This is a genomic window from Mesorhizobium sp. M0062 (assembly GCF_040323125.1).
GTDB lineage: Bacteria > Pseudomonadota > Alphaproteobacteria > Rhizobiales > Rhizobiaceae > Mesorhizobium.
The window spans coordinates 64,890-84,915 of record NZ_JAMYUO010000014.1; the positions used below are offsets into that span (position 1 = coordinate 64,890).

The window sequence follows — 20,026 nt, forward strand, 5'->3', positions numbered from 1 at the left end:
ACTGCGATCAACATCCCGGGTGCCGGCACAGCCGGCGCGATGAAAGGATGCAAAAAATGTTCGCACTCACCAATAAAATAGCGATCGTCACCGGCGCCAGTTCCGGCATCGGCCGCGCCACCGCAAAACTCTTCGCCGAAGAAGGCGCCAGGGTCGTCATCGCCGCCCGCCGCCAGGCCGAACTCGATGCGCTGGTCGTCGAAATCGAGGACGCCGACGGCACGGCAGTCGCGCTTGCCGGCGATGTCCGCGACGAAGCCTATGCAAAAGCCCTCGTCGATCTCGCCGTCGAAAAATTCGGCGGGCTCGATATCGCCTTCAACAATGTCGGCTCCGTCGGAACGATGGGTCCGATTTCGGAACTGTCGCTGGACGGATGGCGCGAGACGCTCGACGCCAATCTGACCAGCGCCTTTCTCGGCGCGAAATACCAGGTGCCGGCGATGGTCGAACGCGGCGGCGGATCGCTGATCTTCACCTCGACCTTCGTCGGTCACACAGTCGGCATGCCGGGCATGACCAGCTATGCCGCCAGCAAGGCCGGACTGATCGGCCTGACGCAGGTGCTGGCCGCCGAATACGGCCCCAGGGGCGTGCGGGTCAACGCGCTGATGCCGGGTGGCACCGACACCCCGTCGGCAACATTCAAGACGCCGGAATCACGCGCTTTCGTGGAAAACCTGCATGCCTTGAAACGTGTCGCTGTGCCTGAAGAGATCGCCCGCGCTGCGCTCTTCCTGGCATCGGATGCGTCGAGCTTCACCACAGGATCGGCGCTGTTTGCCGATGGCGGCGTCTCGATCACCCGGACGTGAAGCATTTCGCGGGTCATCGCCCGCGCCGATCAGCCATAGAACCCGAAACCGGACTTGCTTTTTCCTCGCGATTTGGCGATTCGGTTTCGGGTGAGGAGGACGGACATGCTGCTGATCAGGACCTATGTCGCCCAGAGCGCAATCGAAGGCGTCGGCGTGTTCGCCGCCGAGCCGATCAGGAAGGGCGCCTCGATCTGGCGGCTCGATCCGGATTTCGACCGGCTGATCCCGACGGACAAATACGAGGCGGCGCCGCCGCACCTCAAGGAATTGCTCGACCGCTATGCCTATCCGAGCCCCGACCGTCCCGGCTTCATGGTCTATGAAGTCGATAATGGCCGCTTCATGAACCACGCCGAGCGGCCGAACACGGATTTTTCGCAATATGGCGGCGCCACCGCCACTCGAGATATATCAGCCGGCGAGGAAATTACCTGCGATTACGGCGAATTCTTCGAGGATTTCGCACGGCTCCATCTGGCCAGCGCCTAGTTGGCGCCCTATCTCGGGGCTGCCGTGGCAAATTGGCGGTTGTCCTTCATTTCCAGTGTGGACAGCGCGGCCTGATTCTGCTATCAGCCGCCACAATTCGTGGTGTAAAGCGCCGCGGAGGCATGTGGCTATGGTCACTTGCCTGTTGATATCAAACCCGAAAGACAGGATTGCCCGTGCAGGTACTCGTCCGCGACAATAACGTTGATCAGGCGCTTCGCGCTCTCAAAAAGAAGATGCAGCGCGAAGGCATTTTCCGCGAAATGAAGATGCGCGGCCATTACGAGAAGCCTTCCGAGAAGCGCGCCCGTGAAAAGGCCGAAGCCGTTCGCCGCGCCCGCAAGCTGGCCCGCAAGCGCGCCCAGCGCGAAGGCCTGCTGCCGATGACGCCGCGCCCGGTTGCTGCCGGCGCCGCCGGTGGTCCTGGTGGTGCTCCGCGTCCGCCGCGGTTCTGACGCCAATTTTTCGTCCTTTTCGAAGGATACTCTGAGGTGGCGCGATGCGGAATCGCCGCCACCTTTTTGTTTGGAGCGCCGCCATTCTGTTGGAGGCCGTTCCCTTGAACGCGCAAACGGCGTTCTAGATTTTGTTACGACAATCTGTGACCCGGCCCGGAGGGGGACCTGGACCGCGCGGCTGAAGTGAGGACAGGGCAGACATGAACGCAATCGGCGTAGAGCGCAAAACCACAATGCGCGGTTTGGCCCTGGCGGCAGCCCTGATGTCCGGCCTGGTGCTTGCCAGTTGCCAGAGCGTTCCGACCGGCGAATTCAACAACATCGACAAGGCGCAAGGCTCAACCGAGAACATCTCCTCGCTGTCGGCGGTGATCCAGCGCAATCCGCAGGATCCGGAAGGCTACAATGTGCGCGGCTCGGCCTATGGCCGTGGCGGCCAGTACCAGGCGGCGCTGAAGGATTTCGACACCGCCATCCAGCTCAACCCGAATTTCTACCAGGCCTATTCGAACCGGGCACTGATCCAGCGCTTCCTCGGCAACCAGGCGGCCGCCCTTGCCGACTACAACCGCTCGATCCAGATCAATGCAAATTATGACGCCGCCTATATCGGCCGCGGCAACCTCTATCGCAAGGCCGGCCAGACCCAGCAGGCCTTCAACGATTTCCAGAAGGCGATCCAGCTCGACACCACGGATGCCCGCGCCTATCACAATCGCGGCCTGATCTATCAGAGCCAAGGCCAGCACAAGTTTGCCATCGAGGATTTCTCGACCGCCATCTCGCTGGCGCCGGACGCCGCCGAACCCTACAACGGCCGCGGCCTCTCCTATCTCGCCATGAATGACGAGGACAACGCCTTCTCCGACTTCAACATGGCCATCAAGCTCGACGGCAAGAACGCCGAAGCCTGGTCCAACCAGGCGCTGATCTACGAGCGCCGCGGCGACAAGGTCAAGGCCTCGAAGGCCTACCGCGAAGCCGTCCATCTCGACCCGACCTACCAGCCGGCCAAGGACGGCCTGTCTCGCACATCGGGCGCCACGGCCGGCTGAGATGCGGCCGGCGCGCCGCCATCGGCGGCCTTTTATACAACGTTCCATTCCTGATGCAGTGCGCCGCGTGAGCGGTTTCTCCCAAGGGAAAGCGCAGAGCCCTTCCCCTAGGGATTGCGTATCCAGAAAACCCCACTATCACCCAATCTTAACCACCAGGGGCAAAGCGTTAACCCCTGCCTTGATCGCGCCAAGTTTTCAGCGGAACGCTCCGGGCCATTCAACCGTTGTTGAAGGCATTTTCGAAAGGACTGACCCATGATCAAGAAAATCATCTGTGCCGCGGCACTTGCCACGACGCTGCTTGCCGTTCCCGCCAGCGCCGGCAAGCTTCAGCTCGGCACGCTCGATTGCACCATCGACGGCGGCGTCGGTTACGTCATCACGTCGAACAAGGGCGTCGACTGCACGTTCCGCCCTTATCACCATGGGCCGTCCGAGAAATACACGGGGATGATCTCCAAGCTCGGCGTCGATCTCGGCCAGACGCATCAGGGCCAGCTGGTGTGGGCGGTTCTGGCCGCCACCCGCGGCCATGACGAGGGCGACCTTGCCGGCCATTATTACGGCGTCAACGCCGAGGCGAGCGTGGTGACCGGCGGCGGCGCCAATCTGCTGGTCGGCGGGCTGGACGGCGCCTTTGTGCTGGAGCCGCTCAGCGTCCAGGCGCAGACCGGCGTCAATGTAGCGGTCGCCGTGACCTCCCTGGAGCTGATCCACTCGTTCAAATAAGCATGGGCAAATAAGGATCGACTGATCCCTCTACGCGCGGCGCGGAACAGGTTACTGTTTCGCGCCGCATGCTTTTTGGGGGATCCGCCGTGCTGAAACCAGCCATCGCCGCCGCTATCACCATCATCTGTACCGCCCAGGCCCAAGCGCAAGGCCAGGGTATCGAACTCGGTGTGCTCGATTGCGCCATCGGCGGCGGCACCGGCTTCATCTTCGGCTCCAGCAAGGATCTGAGCTGCACCTTCACGCCGGCCGACAAGAGCTTTTCGCCGGAAGCCTATTTCGGCGCCGTCAACAAATACGGGCTCGACATCGGCACCACCAAGCAGACCGTCATGCAATGGCTGGTGCTGACGCCGCTGAGGAACATCTATGCGCCCGGCGCGTTGGCCGGCGACTATATCGGCGCCAGCGCCGAAGTGACCGCGGCGGTCGGCGCCGGCGCCAATCTCCTGGTCGGCGGCTCCTCGCAGGCCTTCACCCTGCAGCCGCTCAGCCTGCAGACGCAGACCGGTATCAACATTGCGATCGGCGTCAGCCAGTTTCAGCTGCGCAGCATTGAGAACTGACCGGCGCATCAAGCGGAGAGGCTTCCGGCCAATCTCGACCGTTTGCACTTCGATAAAAAGCCACTTGAGCTCAACTGCGCTTGAGGTTTTACAACTCGCCTGACTGAAACAGCGCGCATGGCCCCGCCGGAAAGCCCGACTGGCTTCTGGCGCCATGCGCCGGCATCGAGATATGCAAAGGCAGGGTAAAAGAATGACTGGAATCACCAGCAACAAGGTCGACTGGCGGGCATTGTGGGCAAGCGGCGACCTCGCGCGCTTCTGCTTCATCAGCCTCGGCATCCTGCTGCACGCCACCAACGAGACGATGGTGGCGACGGTCATGCCGGCCATGGTCGGGGACCTCGCCGGTGTGCAGTTCGTCGGCTGGTCGCTGGCCGTCTACGAGCTCGGCGCCATTGTCGCCGGCGCAGCGGCCGGGCGGCTGGTCAGCTATGTCGCTCTACGCTCCAACGTCACGGTCGCCGCCCTGCTCTATGCCGTGGGCGCACTGATCTGCGCCACCGCGCCGTCCATGCCGGTGTTTCTTGGCGGCCGTCTGGTCGAGGGTCTCGGCGGCGGTGCGCTGGTGTCGCTGGCCTTCGTCTCGGTCGAGCGGCTGTTTAACCGCAGCATCTGGCCACAGCTGTTCGGCATAATGTCGGCGATCTGGGGCGTCGCCGCATTCAGCGGCCCGATGCTCGGCGCGATCATGGTCGAGCTCCTGTCCTGGCGCTGGGCCTTCGGCGTCTTCGTGCTGGGTGGCATTGCCATGGCATCGGCAAGCTTCATCGTCCTGAACACGCCGGAAGCGGCGAAGCCGCAGGCCGCCGCCGGCACATCGCCGCCCTTCCCCTATGCAGCACTTGGCTGCCTCGCCATCGCCGTCGTGCTGATCGCCACCGCAGGCGTCGACGTCGCCTTGCTGCGCTCGTCGCTGCTGCTGGCCCTCGGCCTCGCCGGCCTGGCGCTGTTCGTTTTCGTCGACGCCATGAAGCCGCAATCGCGACTGTTCCCGTCGGGCCTGTTCTCATGGCGCTCGCCGGTCGGCAGCGGCATGACCATGGTTGCCGCCTTCTCGGTGGCGACAGTCTCTTTTTCCATCTACGGGCCGCTTCTGCTTACCACGCTGCACGGCATCCCGATCCTGACCACAGGCTACATCATCGCCGCCGAATCGATCGCCTGGTCGATCCTGTCGATCGCCGTCGCCAATGCGCCGCTGCAGCGCGAACGGCAGATCCTCGTCATCGGCGCGCTGATGATTGCAGCCGGCCTCGCGGGTTTCGCCTATGCCATCCCCGCCGGCTCGATCCCGCTGATCCTGCTCTGCGCTTTGTTGCAAGGCGGTGGCTTCGGCGTGTCATGGCCCTTCCTGACCCGCATCATCGTCGCCTCGGCCCGCGACGGCGAGCAGACGATCGCCTCGGCCGCCGTGCCGACCATGCAGCGCATCGGCTACGCCGTGGGCGCCGCCATGGCCGGCATCATCGCCAATGCCAGCGGCTTTTCGGACGGACTGAACCGCGAGGCAGCAGCGCACGTCGCCGGCTGGCTGTACCTGGCCTTCGTGCCACTCGGCATTGTCGGTTGCCTGGCGGCGTTGAAGATGGCTTTGGCGGCACGCCGGCCGCAACTGGCGCCAGGCTGAGGGCACGGCCGATCGAGAATTTGGCGACAGCATTCCGCCGGCGCTGTCGGCGTCAAATGCCCTCGGCCACAAGGCTGCTTGCAAGACCATGGCCTGCCCGATTGCGGAACCGGCGGCCGCTCAGGCTTGCAAACGCTCGGCGATGAGCGCGGCGAGCCGCGCCGCCACCTCGCCCTTGCCCATCTCAGGCCATTCCTCGACACCGTCCTTCGAGACGATGCGCACCTTATTGCGGTCGCCGCCCATGACGCCGGTGGGGCCGACGCCGCTTTCATGCGAGACATCGTTGGCGACAATGAAATCGGCGCCCTTCTTCTTCAGCTTGGCCTCGGCATTCGCAATCAGGTCCTGCGTCTCGGCGGCGAAGCCGACAACCAGCCCCGGCCGTTGCCCGTGATGACCGACACTGGCGAGAATGTCGGGGTTTTCGACCATTTGCAGCGCCGGTGGGCCCTGGCCCGCCACCTTCTTGATCTTCTCGCCGGCCGTGCCAGCGGTGCGCCAGTCGGCGACGGCAGCTACGAAGACCGCGGCGTCCGCCGGCAACAACTGTTCGACGGCCGCCTTCATCTCGGCCGCGGTCTCGACATGTGTCGTCACAACGCCGGCCGGATCGGCAATGCTGACCGGACCGGAGATCAGGCGTACATCCGCGCCCAGTCTTGCCAGCGCTGCCGCAATCGCATGGCCCTGCTTGCCCGAAGAGCGGTTGGCGATGTAGCGCACCGGGTCGATCGGCTCATGCGTCGGCCCCGAGGTGACGATGATCCTGCGGCCGGCCAGCGGCTTCGGCCTGCTGTCGAGCAGTGCCTCGATCACTGCCACGATCTCCAGCGGCTCGGCCATGCGGCCCTCGCCCGCCTCGTTGCTTTCCGCCATCTCGCCCTTGGCCGGGCCGACGAAGGCGATGCCATCCTTGGCGAGCGTCGCCCGGTTGCGGCTCGTCGCGGCATGCGACCACATTTTCGGGTTCATCGCCGGCGCCATCAGCACCTTCTTGTCGGTGGCGAGCAGCACCGTCGAGGCCAGATCGTTGGCATGGCCGTTGGCGAGCTTGGCCATCAGGTCGGCGGTGGCCGGCGCCACCACCAAGAGGTCGGCCTCGCGCGACAGGCGGATATGGCCGACATCGTGCTCGTCATTGCGGTCGAACAGTTCGGTGAAGACATGGTCGGCCGAAAGCGCGCCGACCGAAAGCGTGGTGACGAATTCCTGCGCGGCCGATGTCATCACCACGCGCACGCCAGCACCGCGCTCGCGCAGCCGGCGGATCAGGTCGAGCGCCTTGTAGGCGGCGATGCCGCCGCCGATGATCAGCAGGATGCGCTTGCCGTCGAGGGTTTTGTGCGTTTTTGTGGATTGACCTCGCTGGGGCAGATCGATGTCAAAACCTCCATGAGGCTCAACCAAGCGGCGGATTGTTGCATAGAGGGTTTCGCTCGCGGGCATGCCGGCTTCCGCCGACAGCACGCTTTTGGCAAGCGCATCACGCGCCTCTTCCTCCATCGACACCCCGCGCGCCGCAGCGCGCTCACGCAATTTCTGCTTCACGTCGTCAGCTAGATTGCGGACAGTAATGGTGCCCATGACTTGCTCCGCGACATCAATAGCGCGACTGCAACGCTAGCACCACCGTTGCTAGCGTTGCAAGCGATCAGAGCAGCTTCCACGCGATGTAAACCAGCGTCAGCGCGATCACCCACAGCGCCAGCCGGCCCGAGCGGGTGTAACGGGCTTCGGCCTTGCCGATGGCGCGCGATGTCGCCTCGTCGAAGCGGAGGCCGTGCTCCGCCATAAAATCGATCTCGCGCGACAGCCGCTCGGTGCGGGCGGCAAGATCGGGCGCCTGGCGGGCCAGCGCCAGCAGCGCCTTGGCGCCGTCGCGCGCGTCCATCAGCAGGCCGCTCGGCCCGAGATTGCCGGCGATCCACTGGCCGACCACCGGCTCGGCCGTCTTCCACATGTTGAAGGCCGGGTCGAGCGTGCGTGCGACGCCTTCGACCACCACCATGGTCTTCTGCAACAGGATCAGTTCCGACCGCGTGGCCATATCGAACAGTTCGGTGACCTCGAACAGCAGCGTGAGAAGCTTCGCCATCGAGATGGTTTCAGCCGGCTGGCCATGGATCGGCTCGCCGATGGCGCGAATGGCCTGCGCGAAAGCCGCGACATTGTGCTGGCGCGGCACGTAGCCGGCCTCGAAATGCACCTCGGCGACGCGCAGATAGTCGCGCGTGATGAAGCCGTAGAGGATTTCGGCGAGGAACCGGCGCTCCTTCTTGCCGAGCCGTCCGGCAATGCCGAGATCGACGGCGACAATATTGCCATTGGCCTCGACGAACAGATTGCCTGGATGCATGTCGGCATGGAAGAAGCCGTCGCGCAGCGTGTGACGCAGGAACGACTGGATCAGGTTGGTGGCGATCGCCTTCAGATCGTGGCCCGCCGCAGCGAGGCCGGCGATGTCGTTCATCTTGACGCCGTCGACCCATTCCATGGTCAGCACATCGCGCCCGGTGCGCTCCCAGTCGACCGACGGCACGCGAAAGCCCGGGTCATCCTTGGTGTTTTCACCAAGTTCCGAAAGCGCTGCCGCCTCGAGCCTCAGATCCATCTCGATCTTGGTGGTCTGCGCCAGCGTCTCGGTCACCTCGACGGGCCGCAGCCGGCGCGACGACGGGATGTATTTCTCCTGCAGCCGGGCGGCGAGGAAATAGCTTTCGAGATCCTGAAAGAAGCGGCGGCGCACGCCAGGCCGGATCACCTTCACCGCCACCTTGGTATCGACACCGTCATGCATGGCCTGCGCGGGATGGACCTGGGCGATGGAGGCCGCCGCGACCGGCCCGCCGAACTGCGTATAGAGTTCGCCGATCTTGCGCCCGAGCGAGCCCTCGATCGCCGCCACCGCTTCCGCCTGCGAAAAAGTGTGCATCTTGTCCTGCAGCATGGCGAGGTCGAGCGCCATGTCGTTGCCGACGACATCGGGCCGCGTCGCCAGGAACTGGCCGAGCTTGACGTAGGAGGGTCCGAGCCGGACCACCGCCTTGGCCAGCCGGTCGCTGCGCTCATAAGCGAGTGCGCGGCGGCGGGTGAAGAGCCGGGCCATGCGCCAGCCGAATTTCGGCAGGCCGCCGAGTTCGTCGCCCGGCAATGCTGCGATCACGCCTTCGCGAACCAGCACCCAGCCGGCCCGTGCGAGCCGAAAGGCGGCGCCGACGCTGCTCATCGCCTACCCTGCTGCTGCAAACTGTGGTGCCTCAAAGCTTCCAGCCCGAATGCAGGGCGGCAATGCCGCCGGAATAGTTGCGGAACGACACGCGCTCGAAGCCCGCGCGGGTGATCATGGCAGCAAAGTTCTGCTGATTGGGAAATTTGCGGATCGATTCGACCAGGTAGGAATAGGGTTCGCCCTCGCCCGTCACCATCTTGCCGATCTGCGGAATGGCGTTGAACGACCAGGCTTCGTAGACCTTGTCCAGCAGCGGCATCTCGACCTCGGAAAACTCCAGGCACAGGAACCGTCCGCCGGGCTTCAGCACGCGAAAGGCTTCCGTCAGCGCGACATCGATGCGCGGCACGTTTCGGATGCCGAATGCGATGGTGTAGGCGTCAAAGGTGCTATCGGTGAAAGGCAGTTCCTCGGCATTGGCCTCGACGAAATCGGCGTTGCCGGACAGGCCCTTTTTCTCCGCACGGTCACGGCCGACGCTAAGCATCGAGCCGTTGATGTCGAGCACCGTGGCATGCGTGTTGCCATGGCTGGCGTCTACAATGCGGAAGGCGATGTCGCCGGTGCCGCCGGCCACGTCGAGCACTTTCCAGCCCGGACGTTTCGCCGGATTGAGCCATGTCACCATGGCATCCTTCCACAGCCGGTGCAGCCCGGCCGACATCAGGTCGTTCATCAGGTCGTAGCGGTTCGCCACCTTGTGGAAAACCTCATTGACCAGAGGCTGCTTGTCGCCTGGCCCTACCTTCTTGAAACCATAGGAGGTTTCCATGCCGCCCGCGGCCGTGGTTCTCTCAACTGACATTATTTTGATCCGTCATAAAACCGGCGGGACCATAGCCGATCGATGGTGCGGGCGCTATTGTTTAAGGCGCGGTGTTCGGCCGCGCTTCCAGGTGGTGGGCTTTACGGCCTGGACTGATGAGACGGGATAACTGCATGCCTTTGAAAGCAGAACTGCACTGCCACATCGAGGGGGCAGCGGCGCCCGAACTCGTCATCCGTCAGGCGCAGAAATACGGCAAGGACACCTCGCTTTATATCCAGAACGGCTCCTTCGTCTGGCATGATTTCACCTCGTTCCTGGCGGCTTATGATTTTTCCGCCGACCTGTTCCGCACCGAGGAGGATTATGCCCGCCTCGCCGACCATTATCTGACCAGCCTTGCCCGCGACGGCGCCATCTATTCCGAGGTCTTCACCTCGCCCGACCATGCCGTCAGGGCCGGCCTGTCGCCCAAGGCCTATACCGATGCGCTCGGCGAAGGCATGCTGCGCGCCAAAGCCAAGACCGGCATCGAGGGCCGCATGATCGTCACCGGCGTACGCCATGTCGGCGTCGAGTCGATCGAGCAGGCGGCGCGCTTTGCGGCGCGCTGCGGAAATCCGCTGGTCACCGGCTTCGGCGTCGCCGGCGACGAGCGCATGGGCGAGATGGAGGATTATGTCAGGGCCTTCGAGATCGCCCGCGAAGCCGGCCTCGGCATCACCATCCATGCCGGCGAGCTGACCGGATGGGAGACGGTGCAGGCCGCACTCGACCATATCCGCCCGTCGCGCATCGGCCATGGCGTGCGCGCCATCGAAAACCCCGATCTGGTGCGGCGCATCGCCGATGAGGGCATCGTGCTGGAATGCTGCCCCGGCTCCAACATCGCGCTCAAGGTCTACGACAGTTTCGCCGATCACCCTTTCCCTGCGCTGCAGGCAGCCGGCTGCAAGGTGACGCTGAATTCTGACGACCCGCCCTATTTCTGGACTTCGCTGAAGCGCGAATACGACATCGCCGCCGAGCATTTCGCCATGAACGAAAAGGCGCTGGCCGCCATCACCCGAACCGCGATCGAGGCGGCTTTCGTCGACAGGAAGACGAAAAGCGCGCTGCTTGCCCGGCTCGATGCGAAGAGGTGACTGGTGATTGGTGATTGGTGATTGGTGATTGGTTTGCCGGCGCTTCGGCCTGTCAACGGCAATGATCGATCCATCGGGACTCGCAAACCTGCTCACTATTCACTATTCACTATTCACCATTCACTGGAGCAACCCATGCAGGGCGTCACCGTCGTCGACCACCCGCTTGTCCAGCACAAGCTCACCATCATGCGCAAGAAGGAGACGTCGACCGCTGGTTTCCGGCGGCTGCTGCGCGAGATCTCGCTCCTGCTCGGCTACGAGGTCACCCGCAACCTCGAACTGACGACGACGACCATCGAAACGCCGATGGAAACCATGGAAGCGCCGACGCTGGAGGGCAAGAAGCTGGTCTTCGCCTCGGTGCTGCGCGCCGGCAATGGCCTGCTCGAAGGCCTGCTCGACCTGGTCCCGGCGGCCCGCGTCGCGCATGTCGGCCTCTACCGCGATCACGAAACGCTGGAGGCGGTGGAATATTTCTTCAAGGCGCCGAGCGATCTCGCCGACCGGCTGGTGATCGTCGTCGATCCGATGCTGGCGACCGCGAACTCGGCCATCGCGGCCATCGACAAGCTGAAGGAGCGCGGAGCCACCAACATCCGTTTCCTTTGCCTGCTGGCGGCGCCAGAAGGCATCGAGCGCTTCACCAAGGCGCATCCGGATGTCCCGGTCTTTACCGCTTCCATCGACCGCCAGCTCAACGAGAAGGGCTACATCATGCCCGGCCTCGGCGATGCCGGCGACCGCATGTACGGAACCAAATGACGGCGGCTGGCAAGGCCAGCTGACATCCAGTCGTTTACCGCCCGTTTACGCAAAGCCGCGGTTTCGGGTTGGCGTTAAAGCGGCACACACCATACGTGGGCAAGAATGGGCCTTCACAAAGGTCCATTCATGCTGCGCAAGCTTGTCATTCTGGGCGTGTTCGCCGGAACGTCGGCATCGATCCCGATCGTCTATCAGTCGAATCCGCAGATTCTCGACAACCTGTTGAAGTCGACCGTCGCCGGCAAGCCGTCCGCGCAGCCTCAGCCCGAACTGAACATGGCCTCGGTTCCCGGCAAGCCGGCCGCACCGCTGCCCACTGGGCGCAAAGTATTGGTGGCGGCTGACGAGCGCGGCCATTTCACCTCCGCCTTCAAGCTCAACGGCCGCCAGGTCGACGGCATGATCGACACCGGCGCCACTTTGGTCGCCATCAACACCTCGACGGCGCGCCGCATCGGCATCTCGCTCAACCCGTCGGACTTCAACCAGCAGGTCAACACCGCCAATGGCGCGATCAGGGCCGCCGTGGTCAACATCGATCGCCTGCAGATCGGCAAGATCAGCGTCGACAACGTCCAGGCGGTAGTGCTCGACGACAAGGCTCTGCGCACCAACCTCATTGGCATGAGCTTTTTGCAGCGGCTGGCAAAATACCAGGTCGAAAACGGCACACTGTTACTGGTGCAGTAGCGCGTTCCGCTACCCGCGCGGCAGCACGCGCCGGATGACAGTCTTGTCGGCGGCTGGTTTCGACGCCCCGATCGTATAGGCCGAAAGCACGGCGGCTGCGGCCGCTTCGGCCTCCACTTGCGTGCGGGCGTGGACCAGCGCCAGCGGCTCGCCGGCCCGCACCTCGGCGCCGAGCGGCAGCTGCCTGGTGATGCCGACCGCATGGTCGATCCTGTCGTCCGGCCGCGTGCGCCCGCCACCGAGCCCGACCACAGCAAGGCCGATATCGCGGGTGGCAATAGCGGTGGCAAAACCGTTGCCTGTCGCCTTGACCGCAAACTCCACCGCCGCTTTCGGCAGGTATTTTTCCGGCTTCTCGACGAAATCGGCGGGACCGCCAAGGGCTGCGACCATACGCGCGAAGGCGGCCGCCGCGCGGCCGCCGGCCAGCGTCTCGGCCGCGCGCCTGAGACCGTCCTGATTGGACGACGCCAGCCCTGCCGATTGCAGCATCTCGGCGGCCAGCGCCAGCGTCACATCCTCCAGTCGCTTGTCGCGGAACCTTCCGGTGAGGAAATCGACGGCGTTGCGCACCTCGACCGCGTTGCCGGCCGCCGACGCCAGCGGCTCGTTCATACCGGTGACCAGCGCCGAGGCCTTCAGGCCGGCGCCGTTGGCGATCTCGACCAGGCTGTTGGCCAGTGCTGTCGCGTCGCGCGACTTCTCCATGAAGGCGCCATTGCCGACCTTGACGTCGAGCACCAGCGACCGCAGGCCGGCCGCGAGTTTCTTCGACAGGATAGAGGCAGTGATCAGCGGCACCGATTCCACCGTTCCGGTCACATCACGGATCGCATAGAGGCGACGGTCGGCGGGCGCGAGATCGGCGGTCTGTCCGATGATGGCACAGCCGGTCTCGAGCACCGTCTTGCGGAAGCGCGCGATATCCGGCTGGCTGATATAGCCTGGGATGGCATCCATCTTGTCCAGCGTGCCGCCGGTATGCCCAAGGCCCCTGCCGGAGATCATCGGCACATAGGCGCCGCAAGCGGCGACGATCGGCGCCAGCATCAGCGAGACATTGTCGCCGACGCCGCCGGTCGAATGTTTGTCGGTGACCGGACCCGGCAGATCCGACCAGTCGAGCACATCGCCGGAATCGCGCATGGCGAGCGTCAGCGCCACCGCCTCGTCGCGGTTCATGCCGTTGAAGAACACCGCCATGGCAAAGGCGCCGACCTGACCGTCCGAGACGCTGCCCGAAGTTACGCCGGCGACAAAGGCCGAAATCTCCTGCGCCGACAGTTTCTGGCCGTCGCGCTTGCGGCGGATGATTTCCTGGGGAAGCATCAGGCGTCGCCCTTCGGCTCCGGCAACCCATCCTGGAACACATGCGCAAGGATCGTCGCCAACCGTGCGCCGCCGATCGGCGCCATGTCCTTGGTCTCCTGGTGCGACAGTTCCGCCCCGGTCATCCCGGCGGCGAGATTGGTGATCACCGAACAGGCGGCTACGCGAAGCCCAAGGAAGCGGGCGAGAATGACCTCCGGCACGGTCGACATCCCTACCGCATTGGCGCCCATGATGCGCGCCATGCGGATTTCAGCAGGGGTTTCGAAACACGGACCGGAAAACCACATATAGACGCCCTTGTGCAGCGCCGTCCCTGTCGCCTTCGCCGACCGTTCGATCGCCGCGCGCAAGCCGGCATCATAGGCTTCGGTCAGGCCGACGAAGCGGCGGTCGCTCGGCTCGCCGATCAGCGGGTTGGAGCCGGAGAAATTGATGTGATCGGTGATCAGCATCACCGATCCTGGCAGCATGTCGGGATCGACCGAGCCGGCGGCATTGGTAAGGATCAGCTTGGTGATGCCGATGCCGGCAAGCACCTCCAGCGCCGGCCGCATTGCAGCAGCAACGCCGTGCTCGTAGTAATGGGCGCGGCCGGACAGCATCAGCACCGGCGTGCCGGCGAAAAGCCCCGCGACCACCTCGCCGGCATGGCCAGTCACCCCGCTGCGGGGGAAACCCGGCAGGTCGGCATAAGAGATGCGCACGGCATTCTCGACCTGGTCGACAAGCCCGCCAAGGCCCGACCCCAGCACCATCGCCGTTGTCGGCGCTAACCCGTCCAGCCTTTCGACGAGGTGGTCCAGAGCTTCCTTCATATCAGCCAACTCTCACTTCAAAATGTCGCCACGAAACCCGTAGGGCAGCATGTCGCCCATGGTCACGGTCTCGACCACGCCGGTGTTGTCGCAAAGATAGAGCTTTGTGTCCGGCCGGCAGAATTCCGCCAGCCTTTGCCGGCAGCCGCCACAGGGCGAGCATTTGGCCATGCGCGAGGCAATGACGGCGATTTCCACAATTTTGCCGCCACCGCCCATGATGTAATGGCCGAGCGCCGTGGTCTCGGCGCACCAGCCTTCCGGATAGGACGCGACCTCGATGTTGGCGCCGGTGAAGACACGGCCGTCTTCGGTGCGCAACGCCGCACCCACCGGAAACTTCGAATAGGGCGCGTAGGCCTTGGCCATGGCCTCCTGCGCGGCTTCGAACAGATCATGCGACATCTAGACGTTCTCTCCGACGATCGTGTTCAAAACCCGGCCATTTGCGTTTCCTGGCGCCTTTCGAGCACCGAGCCGCATGTTCGGCTCAACGGTCTCAGACACTAGCGTGCCCGGATCAACGTTCCTTGACATACGGCACGCCGCCGGCGCGCGGCGGGATCGCCTTGCCGATGAAGCCGGCAAGCAGGATCACGGTCAGCACATAGGGCAGCGCCTGCATGAACTGCACCGGCACCTTGCCGATCAACGGCAGCGGCGAACCCTGCAGGCGGATCGCCGCCGCGTCGAGGAAGCCGAACAGAAGACAGGCGAACATAGCGTTGACCGGCCGCCATTTGGCAAAGATCAGCGCCGCCAGTGCGATGTAGCCCTTGCCCGCGGTCATGTCCTTCACGAAGCCGCCATTCTGCACCATCGAGAGGTAGGCGCCGGCAATGCCGGTCAGCACACCGGTGCAGATCAGGGCCCGGTAGCGCAGCCAAGCGACCGAGATGCCGGCGGTGTCGACGGCGGCCGGGTTCTCGCCGACGGCGCGTAGGCGCAGGCCGAAGCGGGTGCGAAACAACACCCACCAGGTGAACGGCACCATGGCGAAAGCGAGATAGACCAGGATCGAATGGCCAGAGAGCAGCTCGGAATAGATCGGCCCTATGATCGGCACGTCGTGGATCGCGGCAGCACCAGGCAGAGTGATGGCCTCGAAACGCTCGCCCGGCTGCAGCGCCGGCGTTCGCCCGCCCTGCTGGAACCAGGCTTGGCCCAGAATGATGGTCGAGCCGGCGGCGACGAAGTTGATGGCCACACCGGAGACGATCTGGTTGCCGCGATGGGTGATCGAGGCGAAGCCGTGCACCAGGGCAAAGGCGACCGACATCACGATCGCCATGCCGAGACCGAGGAAGGCCGAATGGAAGACCGAAGCGGCGGCCGCACCTGCAAAGGCGCCGACCAGCATCTTGCCTTCCAGCCCGATGTCGAAAACGCCGGCGCGTTCCGAATAGAGGCCGGCGAGGCAAGCGAGCAGCAGCGGCACCGACAGGCGTATGGTCGAGTCCAGGATCTGCACGATGGCGATGAAGACGTCCATCTCAGGCGCCCTTCCCTTTGACCGCTTCGATGCCGACCGACCTTGGACTGAACGAGGCGAACAGCGCCTGGACGTAGGGCCGGAACATGTGCTCCAGCGCACCGGCAAACAGGATGACCAGGCCTTGGATGATGACGATCATGTCGCGGGAAATCGCCGGCATTTCGAAGGCAAGTTCGGCGCCGCCCTGGTAGAGCATGCCAAACAGGATCGCCGCCAGCACGATGCCGACCGGATGCAGACGGCCCATCAGCGCCACGGCAATGCCGACGAAGCCGGCGCCGGAGACGAAATCGATCGCCACATTGTGCTGGTCGCCCATCACCGGGTTCAGCGTCATCATGCCGGCCAGCGCGCCCGAAATCATCATCGCGATAATGATGATGCGGGTCTCCGAAATGCCGGCATAGCGCGCCGCTTTCGGGCTGTGGCCATAGGTGCGCATCTCGTAGCCGAGCTTGGTGCGCCAGATCAGCAGCCAGACCAGGAATGCCATGAGCAGCGCCAGCAGGAAGCAGATGTTGAACGGCGCCGAGCGGATCTTGGCGCCGAACAGTTCGATGATCCAGTTGAGTTTGGGCAGTTCGGCGCCGGCGAGGAAGTTGCGCGTCTGCGGCGCCTGCGACGCCGCCGGCTTCAACGGCCCGACCAGGAGGTAGACCATGATCGAGGCCGCGATGAAGTTGAACATGATGGTGGTGATGACGATGTGCGACCCGCGCTTGGCCTGCAGATAGGCCGGGATCAGCGCCCACAGCGCACCGACGGCGGCTCCGGCGACGATCGCCAGCGGAAAGGTCAGCCACCACGGCAGCACAGTGTCGAAGGCGAGGCAGACCACGCCCACGCCAAGGCCGGCAATATAGGCCTGGCCCTCGGTCCCGATGTTGAACAGGCCGCAATGCGCGGCCACCGCCACCGACAGGCCGGTGAAGATGAAGGTGGTGGCATAGAACAGCGTGAAGGCAATGCCGGTTCCCTTGCCGAAAGCGCCCTCGACCAGGATGACGGCGGCACGAAACGGGTTTTCGCCGACCAGCATGACGACGAAACCGGCAACGATGAAAGCCACTGACAGATTGATCAGCGGGATCAGCCCATAATCGGCCCAGGCCGGCAGTTTGGCGTAAGGCGTGCTCACTCTGCCGCCTCCTGGCGATCGACACCTGCCATCAGCAGGCCAAGCTCGCCTTCGGTCGCCTCGGGGCCACGTTCGCCGACGATGCGCCCGGCAAACATCACCAGGATGCGGTCCGACAGCGAACGGATCTCGTCGAGCTCGACCGACACCACCAGCACCGCCTTGCCCTGGTCGCGCATTGCGATCAGCCGCTTGTGGATGAATTCGATGGCGCCGACATCGACGCCGCGCGTCGGCTGGCCGACGATCAGAACACCGGGATCCTGCTCCATTTCTCGCGCCAGCACGATCTTCTGCTGGTTGCCGCCGGAGAAATTCGCCGTCTTCAGACGCGGATTGCCGGGACGGATATCGTACTTCTCGATCTTGTCCTTGGCATCGGTCATGATGGCGTCGATGTTGAGGAACGGCCCTTTGAGGTAGCGCGGGTCGTCATGGTAGCCGAGGATCGAATTCTCGTTCTCCTCGAAGGCCAGCACCAGGCCGACATGATGGCGGTCCTCCGGCACATGGGCGAGCCCACGGTCGCGCAACTCGCCGGGATCGGCGGCCCCGGTCAGGTCGATCGGCTTGCCATCGAGCATCACCGAGCCGGAAACCGCGCGCCTGATGCCGGAAATCGCCTCGATCAGTTCGGACTGGCCGTTGCCGGCGACACCGGCAATGCCGACGATCTCGCCGGCGCGGATATCGAAGGAGATGTCGTCGACCATGGTGACGCCGCGCTGGTCTTTCACCGTCAGGTTCTTGACCGCGAGCTTGACCGCGCCGGCCTCCGTCTCGCCCTTTTCGACCCGCAGCAGCACGCGCCGCCCGACCATCAGTTCGGCCAGTTCGCCGACTGTCGTCTTGCTGGTCTCGCGCGTCGCCACCATCGTGCCCTGGCGCATGACCGAGACATTGTCGGTGATGGCCATGATCTCGCGCAGCTTGTGGGTGATCAGCACCACCGTTTTGCCCTGGTCCTTCAATTGCCTGAGGATGCGGAACAGATGGTCGGCCTCGGCCGGCGTCAACACGCCCGTCGGCTCGTCGAGAATCAGGATTTCGGCGCCGCGATAAAGCGCCTTCAGGATTTCGACACGCTGCTGCAGGCCGACCGGCAATTCCTCGATGATGGCGTCGGGATCGACTTCCAGCCCGTATTCGCGCTCGAGCCGCTCCAGTTCGGAGCGCGCCTTGGCGATGCTCTTTTTCAACAGCGCATCGCTTTCGGCGCCGAGGATGATGTTTTCCAGCACGGTGAAATTGTCGACCAGCATGAAGTGCTGGTGCACCATGCCGATGCCGAGCGCGATGGCGTCGTTGGAAGTCTTGATCGACGCCGGCTTGCCGCCGACACGGATCTCGCCGCTGTCGGCCTGGTAGAAGCCGTAGAGGATCGACATCAGCGTCGACTTGCCGGCGCCGTTCTCGCCGACGATGCCGTGGATGGTGCCGCGTGCGATCTCCAGATTGATGTCGCGATTGGCGCGAACGGCGCCAAAACTCTTGTTGATGCCGATCAGTTCGATTGCGGCTTGCGCCATGCAGCCTGTCCCACTCTTATTTTTTTATCGCTTGGTCAAAACGCCTAGCATGATGCCCCACCCGTGCCAATTGGCGGCGCAGTGGCCACTCTCGACAAATCCCGGTGCGCTTGTCAATTTCGAACGTGGCCGCAGACCTTCACATTCACTAATATGCAAGGCTCAACAGTCGCATCATGCTGCAACCGCGTGCACCAAGACCTGAGGAGTTTTGAATGATCATGCCTGTCGACCGGCTGACGACGCTGGAAATCCGCGCCGCTGAACAGGAAAAGACCATCGAGGAACTGTCGGGCCAGATCGTCGAGCAGTGGACGGCGATCGAACGCATGCAGCGCAAGCTGGATGCGCTGACCGGGCGCTTCATGGCGCTGGAGGAACAATCGGTACCCGACGTGCCGATAACCAAACCGCCGCACTGGTAGCAAGGAGAAGCCTATGGCCAGTGAAAGCGATCGCATTGCGCGGGCGGGCGATTATGTGCTTGGCCTGATGAACGATCGCGACCGCGAACGTGCCGAGCGCGACCTGGAGATCGATCCCGCCTTCCGCGACACGGTGATGCGGCTGGCCGAGCGCATGCATGTCCTCGACCGTGGTGCGCCATCGGGCGGCAGCGATCGCTGGCGGCTGATCTCGCAACGCATCGCCGAACTGCCGCAGATGCGTGTGATTGGCCAGGACGAAGCGAAGCCGGTGCTCGGCAGACTGGAGCGGAAGCCCTATGGCGTCGGCGTGCATTCGCTCGGTGGCCGACGCGGCGCCGTCATCGCCATCGCGCTGATGGTAGTGTTTGCGCTGGGTTATCTCGTCGGACAGCTATAGGCCGAGTTCGCGCGACATCAGCAGCATCGGGTAGCCGTCCTGCTCAAACGACTCGACCACTGCCCAACCGAGCCCGGCATAGAAGTCTCGCGCCACCCACGTATAGAGGTAGGTCCTCTCCACACCGATCGCGGTTGCATGCGCTTCGATGGCTGCAACCAGCGCGCGGCCGATCCCTTTGCCGCGGTGGTCGCTATCGACGACCAATCCCGCCAGCCAAGGCGTCAGCTCATGCGCGGGTTCAATTTCGTGGCGAACCAGCAGGCAGGTCCCGACCGGGACCTCCCCTATCCGCGCCACAAGCGCCGCCTCGAAGCCATCTCCATTGAGCAACTCGCGAAGCCCGGCGACGTCCTCATTCAGCGTTCTTGCGCTGCCCTCGAAAAAGGCGGCGATGCGCAGTCGCGCCACTGCATCAACATCGCGTTCGGTCATCGGTCCGATGGTCGGCTTCACTCTCGCCTCTCAAGTTGCGGCCCCCGTCAAAACCCAAAAACAAAACCGCCGGACTCTCGCCCGGCGGTTTCAACTCTAATGGAT

22 protein-coding genes are annotated in these 20,026 nt (G+C 63.9%); 12 read left to right on the forward strand and 10 right to left on the reverse strand.

What is annotated here, in order from left to right; genetic code table 11:
- Positions 1-56: 56 nt before the first annotated feature.
- The 7 genes from NKJ64_RS17995 (at position 57) to NKJ64_RS18025 (ending at position 5,751) form a co-directional block, all read left to right on the forward strand.
- The gene (locus tag NKJ64_RS17995; protein ID WP_023671140.1) at positions 57-815 is read left to right on the forward strand and encodes an SDR family oxidoreductase; all 759 of its coding nucleotides are present in this window, start codon (positions 57-59) and stop codon (positions 813-815) included.
- Between the two features lie 105 nt (positions 816-920).
- Positions 921-1,307 carry an SET domain-containing protein gene (locus NKJ64_RS18000; protein ID WP_023686461.1) on the forward strand — a complete coding sequence of 129 codons (387 nt, stop codon included), beginning with the start codon at positions 921-923 and terminating at the stop codon, positions 1,305-1,307.
- A 176-nt stretch (positions 1,308-1,483) separates the two neighbouring features.
- Complete coding sequence (gene rpsU / locus NKJ64_RS18005) at positions 1,484-1,762, forward strand: 30S ribosomal protein S21 (protein WP_023671138.1); 279 nt, start codon at positions 1,484-1,486, stop codon at positions 1,760-1,762.
- A gap of 203 nt (positions 1,763-1,965) precedes the next feature.
- Positions 1,966-2,820 (forward strand): tetratricopeptide repeat protein, encoded by an 855-nt coding sequence (locus tag NKJ64_RS18010; RefSeq protein WP_023825476.1) that lies wholly within the window; start codon positions 1,966-1,968, stop codon positions 2,818-2,820.
- 258 nt (positions 2,821-3,078) lie between these two features.
- Positions 3,079-3,552 (forward strand): DUF992 domain-containing protein, encoded by a 474-nt coding sequence (locus NKJ64_RS18015; protein ID WP_023671136.1) that lies wholly within the window; start codon positions 3,079-3,081, stop codon positions 3,550-3,552.
- 89 nt (positions 3,553-3,641) lie between these two features.
- Positions 3,642-4,121, forward strand: a complete 480-nt coding sequence (locus NKJ64_RS18020) for a DUF992 domain-containing protein (protein WP_023671135.1) — start codon at positions 3,642-3,644, stop codon at positions 4,119-4,121.
- A gap of 193 nt (positions 4,122-4,314) precedes the next feature.
- On the forward strand, positions 4,315-5,751 hold the full coding sequence (locus NKJ64_RS18025; RefSeq protein ID WP_023686463.1) for an MFS transporter: 1,437 nt from the start codon (positions 4,315-4,317) through the stop codon (positions 5,749-5,751).
- Positions 5,752-5,871: 120 nt separating this feature from the next.
- Here the strand turns inward: NKJ64_RS18025 and coaBC are convergent, their stop codons facing one another.
- The 3 genes from coaBC to ubiE form a co-directional block, all read right to left on the reverse strand.
- Entirely contained in the window at positions 5,872-7,338 is a 1,467-nt protein-coding gene (coaBC, locus tag NKJ64_RS18030; RefSeq protein WP_023695617.1) for a bifunctional phosphopantothenoylcysteine decarboxylase/phosphopantothenate--cysteine ligase CoaBC, read from the reverse strand.
- A gap of 67 nt (positions 7,339-7,405) precedes the next feature.
- Entirely contained in the window at positions 7,406-8,980 is a 1,575-nt protein-coding gene (gene ubiB / locus NKJ64_RS18035) for a 2-polyprenylphenol 6-hydroxylase (protein ID WP_023671132.1), read from the reverse strand.
- 31 nt (positions 8,981-9,011) lie between these two features.
- Entirely contained in the window at positions 9,012-9,788 is a 777-nt protein-coding gene (gene ubiE, locus NKJ64_RS18040) for a bifunctional demethylmenaquinone methyltransferase/2-methoxy-6-polyprenyl-1,4-benzoquinol methylase UbiE (protein WP_352463064.1), read from the reverse strand.
- A 134-nt stretch (positions 9,789-9,922) separates the two neighbouring features.
- On the opposite strand from ubiE, the gene NKJ64_RS18045 reads away from it, so the two are divergent.
- From NKJ64_RS18045 to NKJ64_RS18055, 3 genes are all read left to right on the forward strand, one after another.
- A complete protein-coding gene (locus tag NKJ64_RS18045; protein ID WP_023695615.1) occupies positions 9,923-10,894 on the forward strand; it encodes an adenosine deaminase in 972 nt (323 codons plus the stop codon).
- Positions 10,895-11,029: 135 nt separating this feature from the next.
- Positions 11,030-11,659, forward strand: coding sequence for a uracil phosphoribosyltransferase (gene upp / locus NKJ64_RS18050; RefSeq protein WP_023671129.1), 630 nt, complete (start codon positions 11,030-11,032; stop codon positions 11,657-11,659).
- A 129-nt stretch (positions 11,660-11,788) separates the two neighbouring features.
- Complete coding sequence (locus tag NKJ64_RS18055) at positions 11,789-12,352, forward strand: TIGR02281 family clan AA aspartic protease (protein ID WP_023695614.1); 564 nt, start codon at positions 11,789-11,791, stop codon at positions 12,350-12,352.
- Positions 12,353-12,361: 9 nt separating this feature from the next.
- Here NKJ64_RS18055 and deoA read toward each other — a convergent pair whose 3' ends face one another.
- The 6 genes from deoA to NKJ64_RS18085 form a co-directional block, all read right to left on the reverse strand.
- Complete coding sequence (deoA, locus tag NKJ64_RS18060) at positions 12,362-13,681, reverse strand: thymidine phosphorylase (RefSeq protein ID WP_352463065.1); 1,320 nt, start codon at positions 13,679-13,681, stop codon at positions 12,362-12,364.
- The gene (locus NKJ64_RS18065; protein WP_023698753.1) at positions 13,681-14,499 is read right to left on the reverse strand and encodes a purine-nucleoside phosphorylase; all 819 of its coding nucleotides are present in this window, start codon (positions 14,497-14,499) and stop codon (positions 13,681-13,683) included. The genes deoA and NKJ64_RS18065 overlap by 1 nt, the downstream gene beginning before the upstream one ends.
- Before the next feature lie 12 nt (positions 14,500-14,511).
- Positions 14,512-14,904: a cytidine deaminase gene (gene cdd / locus NKJ64_RS18070; RefSeq protein WP_023683183.1), complete on the reverse strand. Its 393-nt coding sequence runs from the start codon at positions 14,902-14,904 to the stop codon at positions 14,512-14,514.
- 115 nt (positions 14,905-15,019) lie between these two features.
- Positions 15,020-15,991, reverse strand: coding sequence for an ABC transporter permease (locus tag NKJ64_RS18075; RefSeq protein WP_023683182.1), 972 nt, complete (start codon positions 15,989-15,991; stop codon positions 15,020-15,022).
- 1 nt (position 15,992) lies between these two features.
- Positions 15,993-17,132: an ABC transporter permease gene (locus NKJ64_RS18080; RefSeq protein WP_023686470.1), complete on the reverse strand. Its 1,140-nt coding sequence runs from the start codon at positions 17,130-17,132 to the stop codon at positions 15,993-15,995.
- On the reverse strand, positions 17,129-18,661 hold the full coding sequence (locus NKJ64_RS18085; RefSeq protein WP_023700988.1) for an ABC transporter ATP-binding protein: 1,533 nt from the start codon (positions 18,659-18,661) through the stop codon (positions 17,129-17,131). Before NKJ64_RS18085 ends, NKJ64_RS18080 begins: the two co-directional genes overlap by 4 nt.
- Positions 18,662-18,876: 215 nt before the next feature.
- On the opposite strand from NKJ64_RS18085, the gene NKJ64_RS18090 reads away from it, so the two are divergent.
- On the forward strand, positions 18,877-19,086 hold the full coding sequence (locus tag NKJ64_RS18090) for a SlyX family protein (protein ID WP_031209371.1): 210 nt from the start codon (positions 18,877-18,879) through the stop codon (positions 19,084-19,086).
- 13 nt (positions 19,087-19,099) lie between these two features.
- The gene (locus tag NKJ64_RS18095; RefSeq protein WP_352463066.1) at positions 19,100-19,486 is read left to right on the forward strand and encodes a hypothetical protein; all 387 of its coding nucleotides are present in this window, start codon (positions 19,100-19,102) and stop codon (positions 19,484-19,486) included.
- Here NKJ64_RS18095 and NKJ64_RS18100 read toward each other — a convergent pair.
- Positions 19,481-19,942: a GNAT family N-acetyltransferase gene (locus NKJ64_RS18100; protein ID WP_023700985.1), complete on the reverse strand. Its 462-nt coding sequence runs from the start codon at positions 19,940-19,942 to the stop codon at positions 19,481-19,483. The genes NKJ64_RS18095 and NKJ64_RS18100 overlap by 6 nt on opposite strands.
- Positions 19,943-20,026 lie beyond the last annotated feature (84 nt).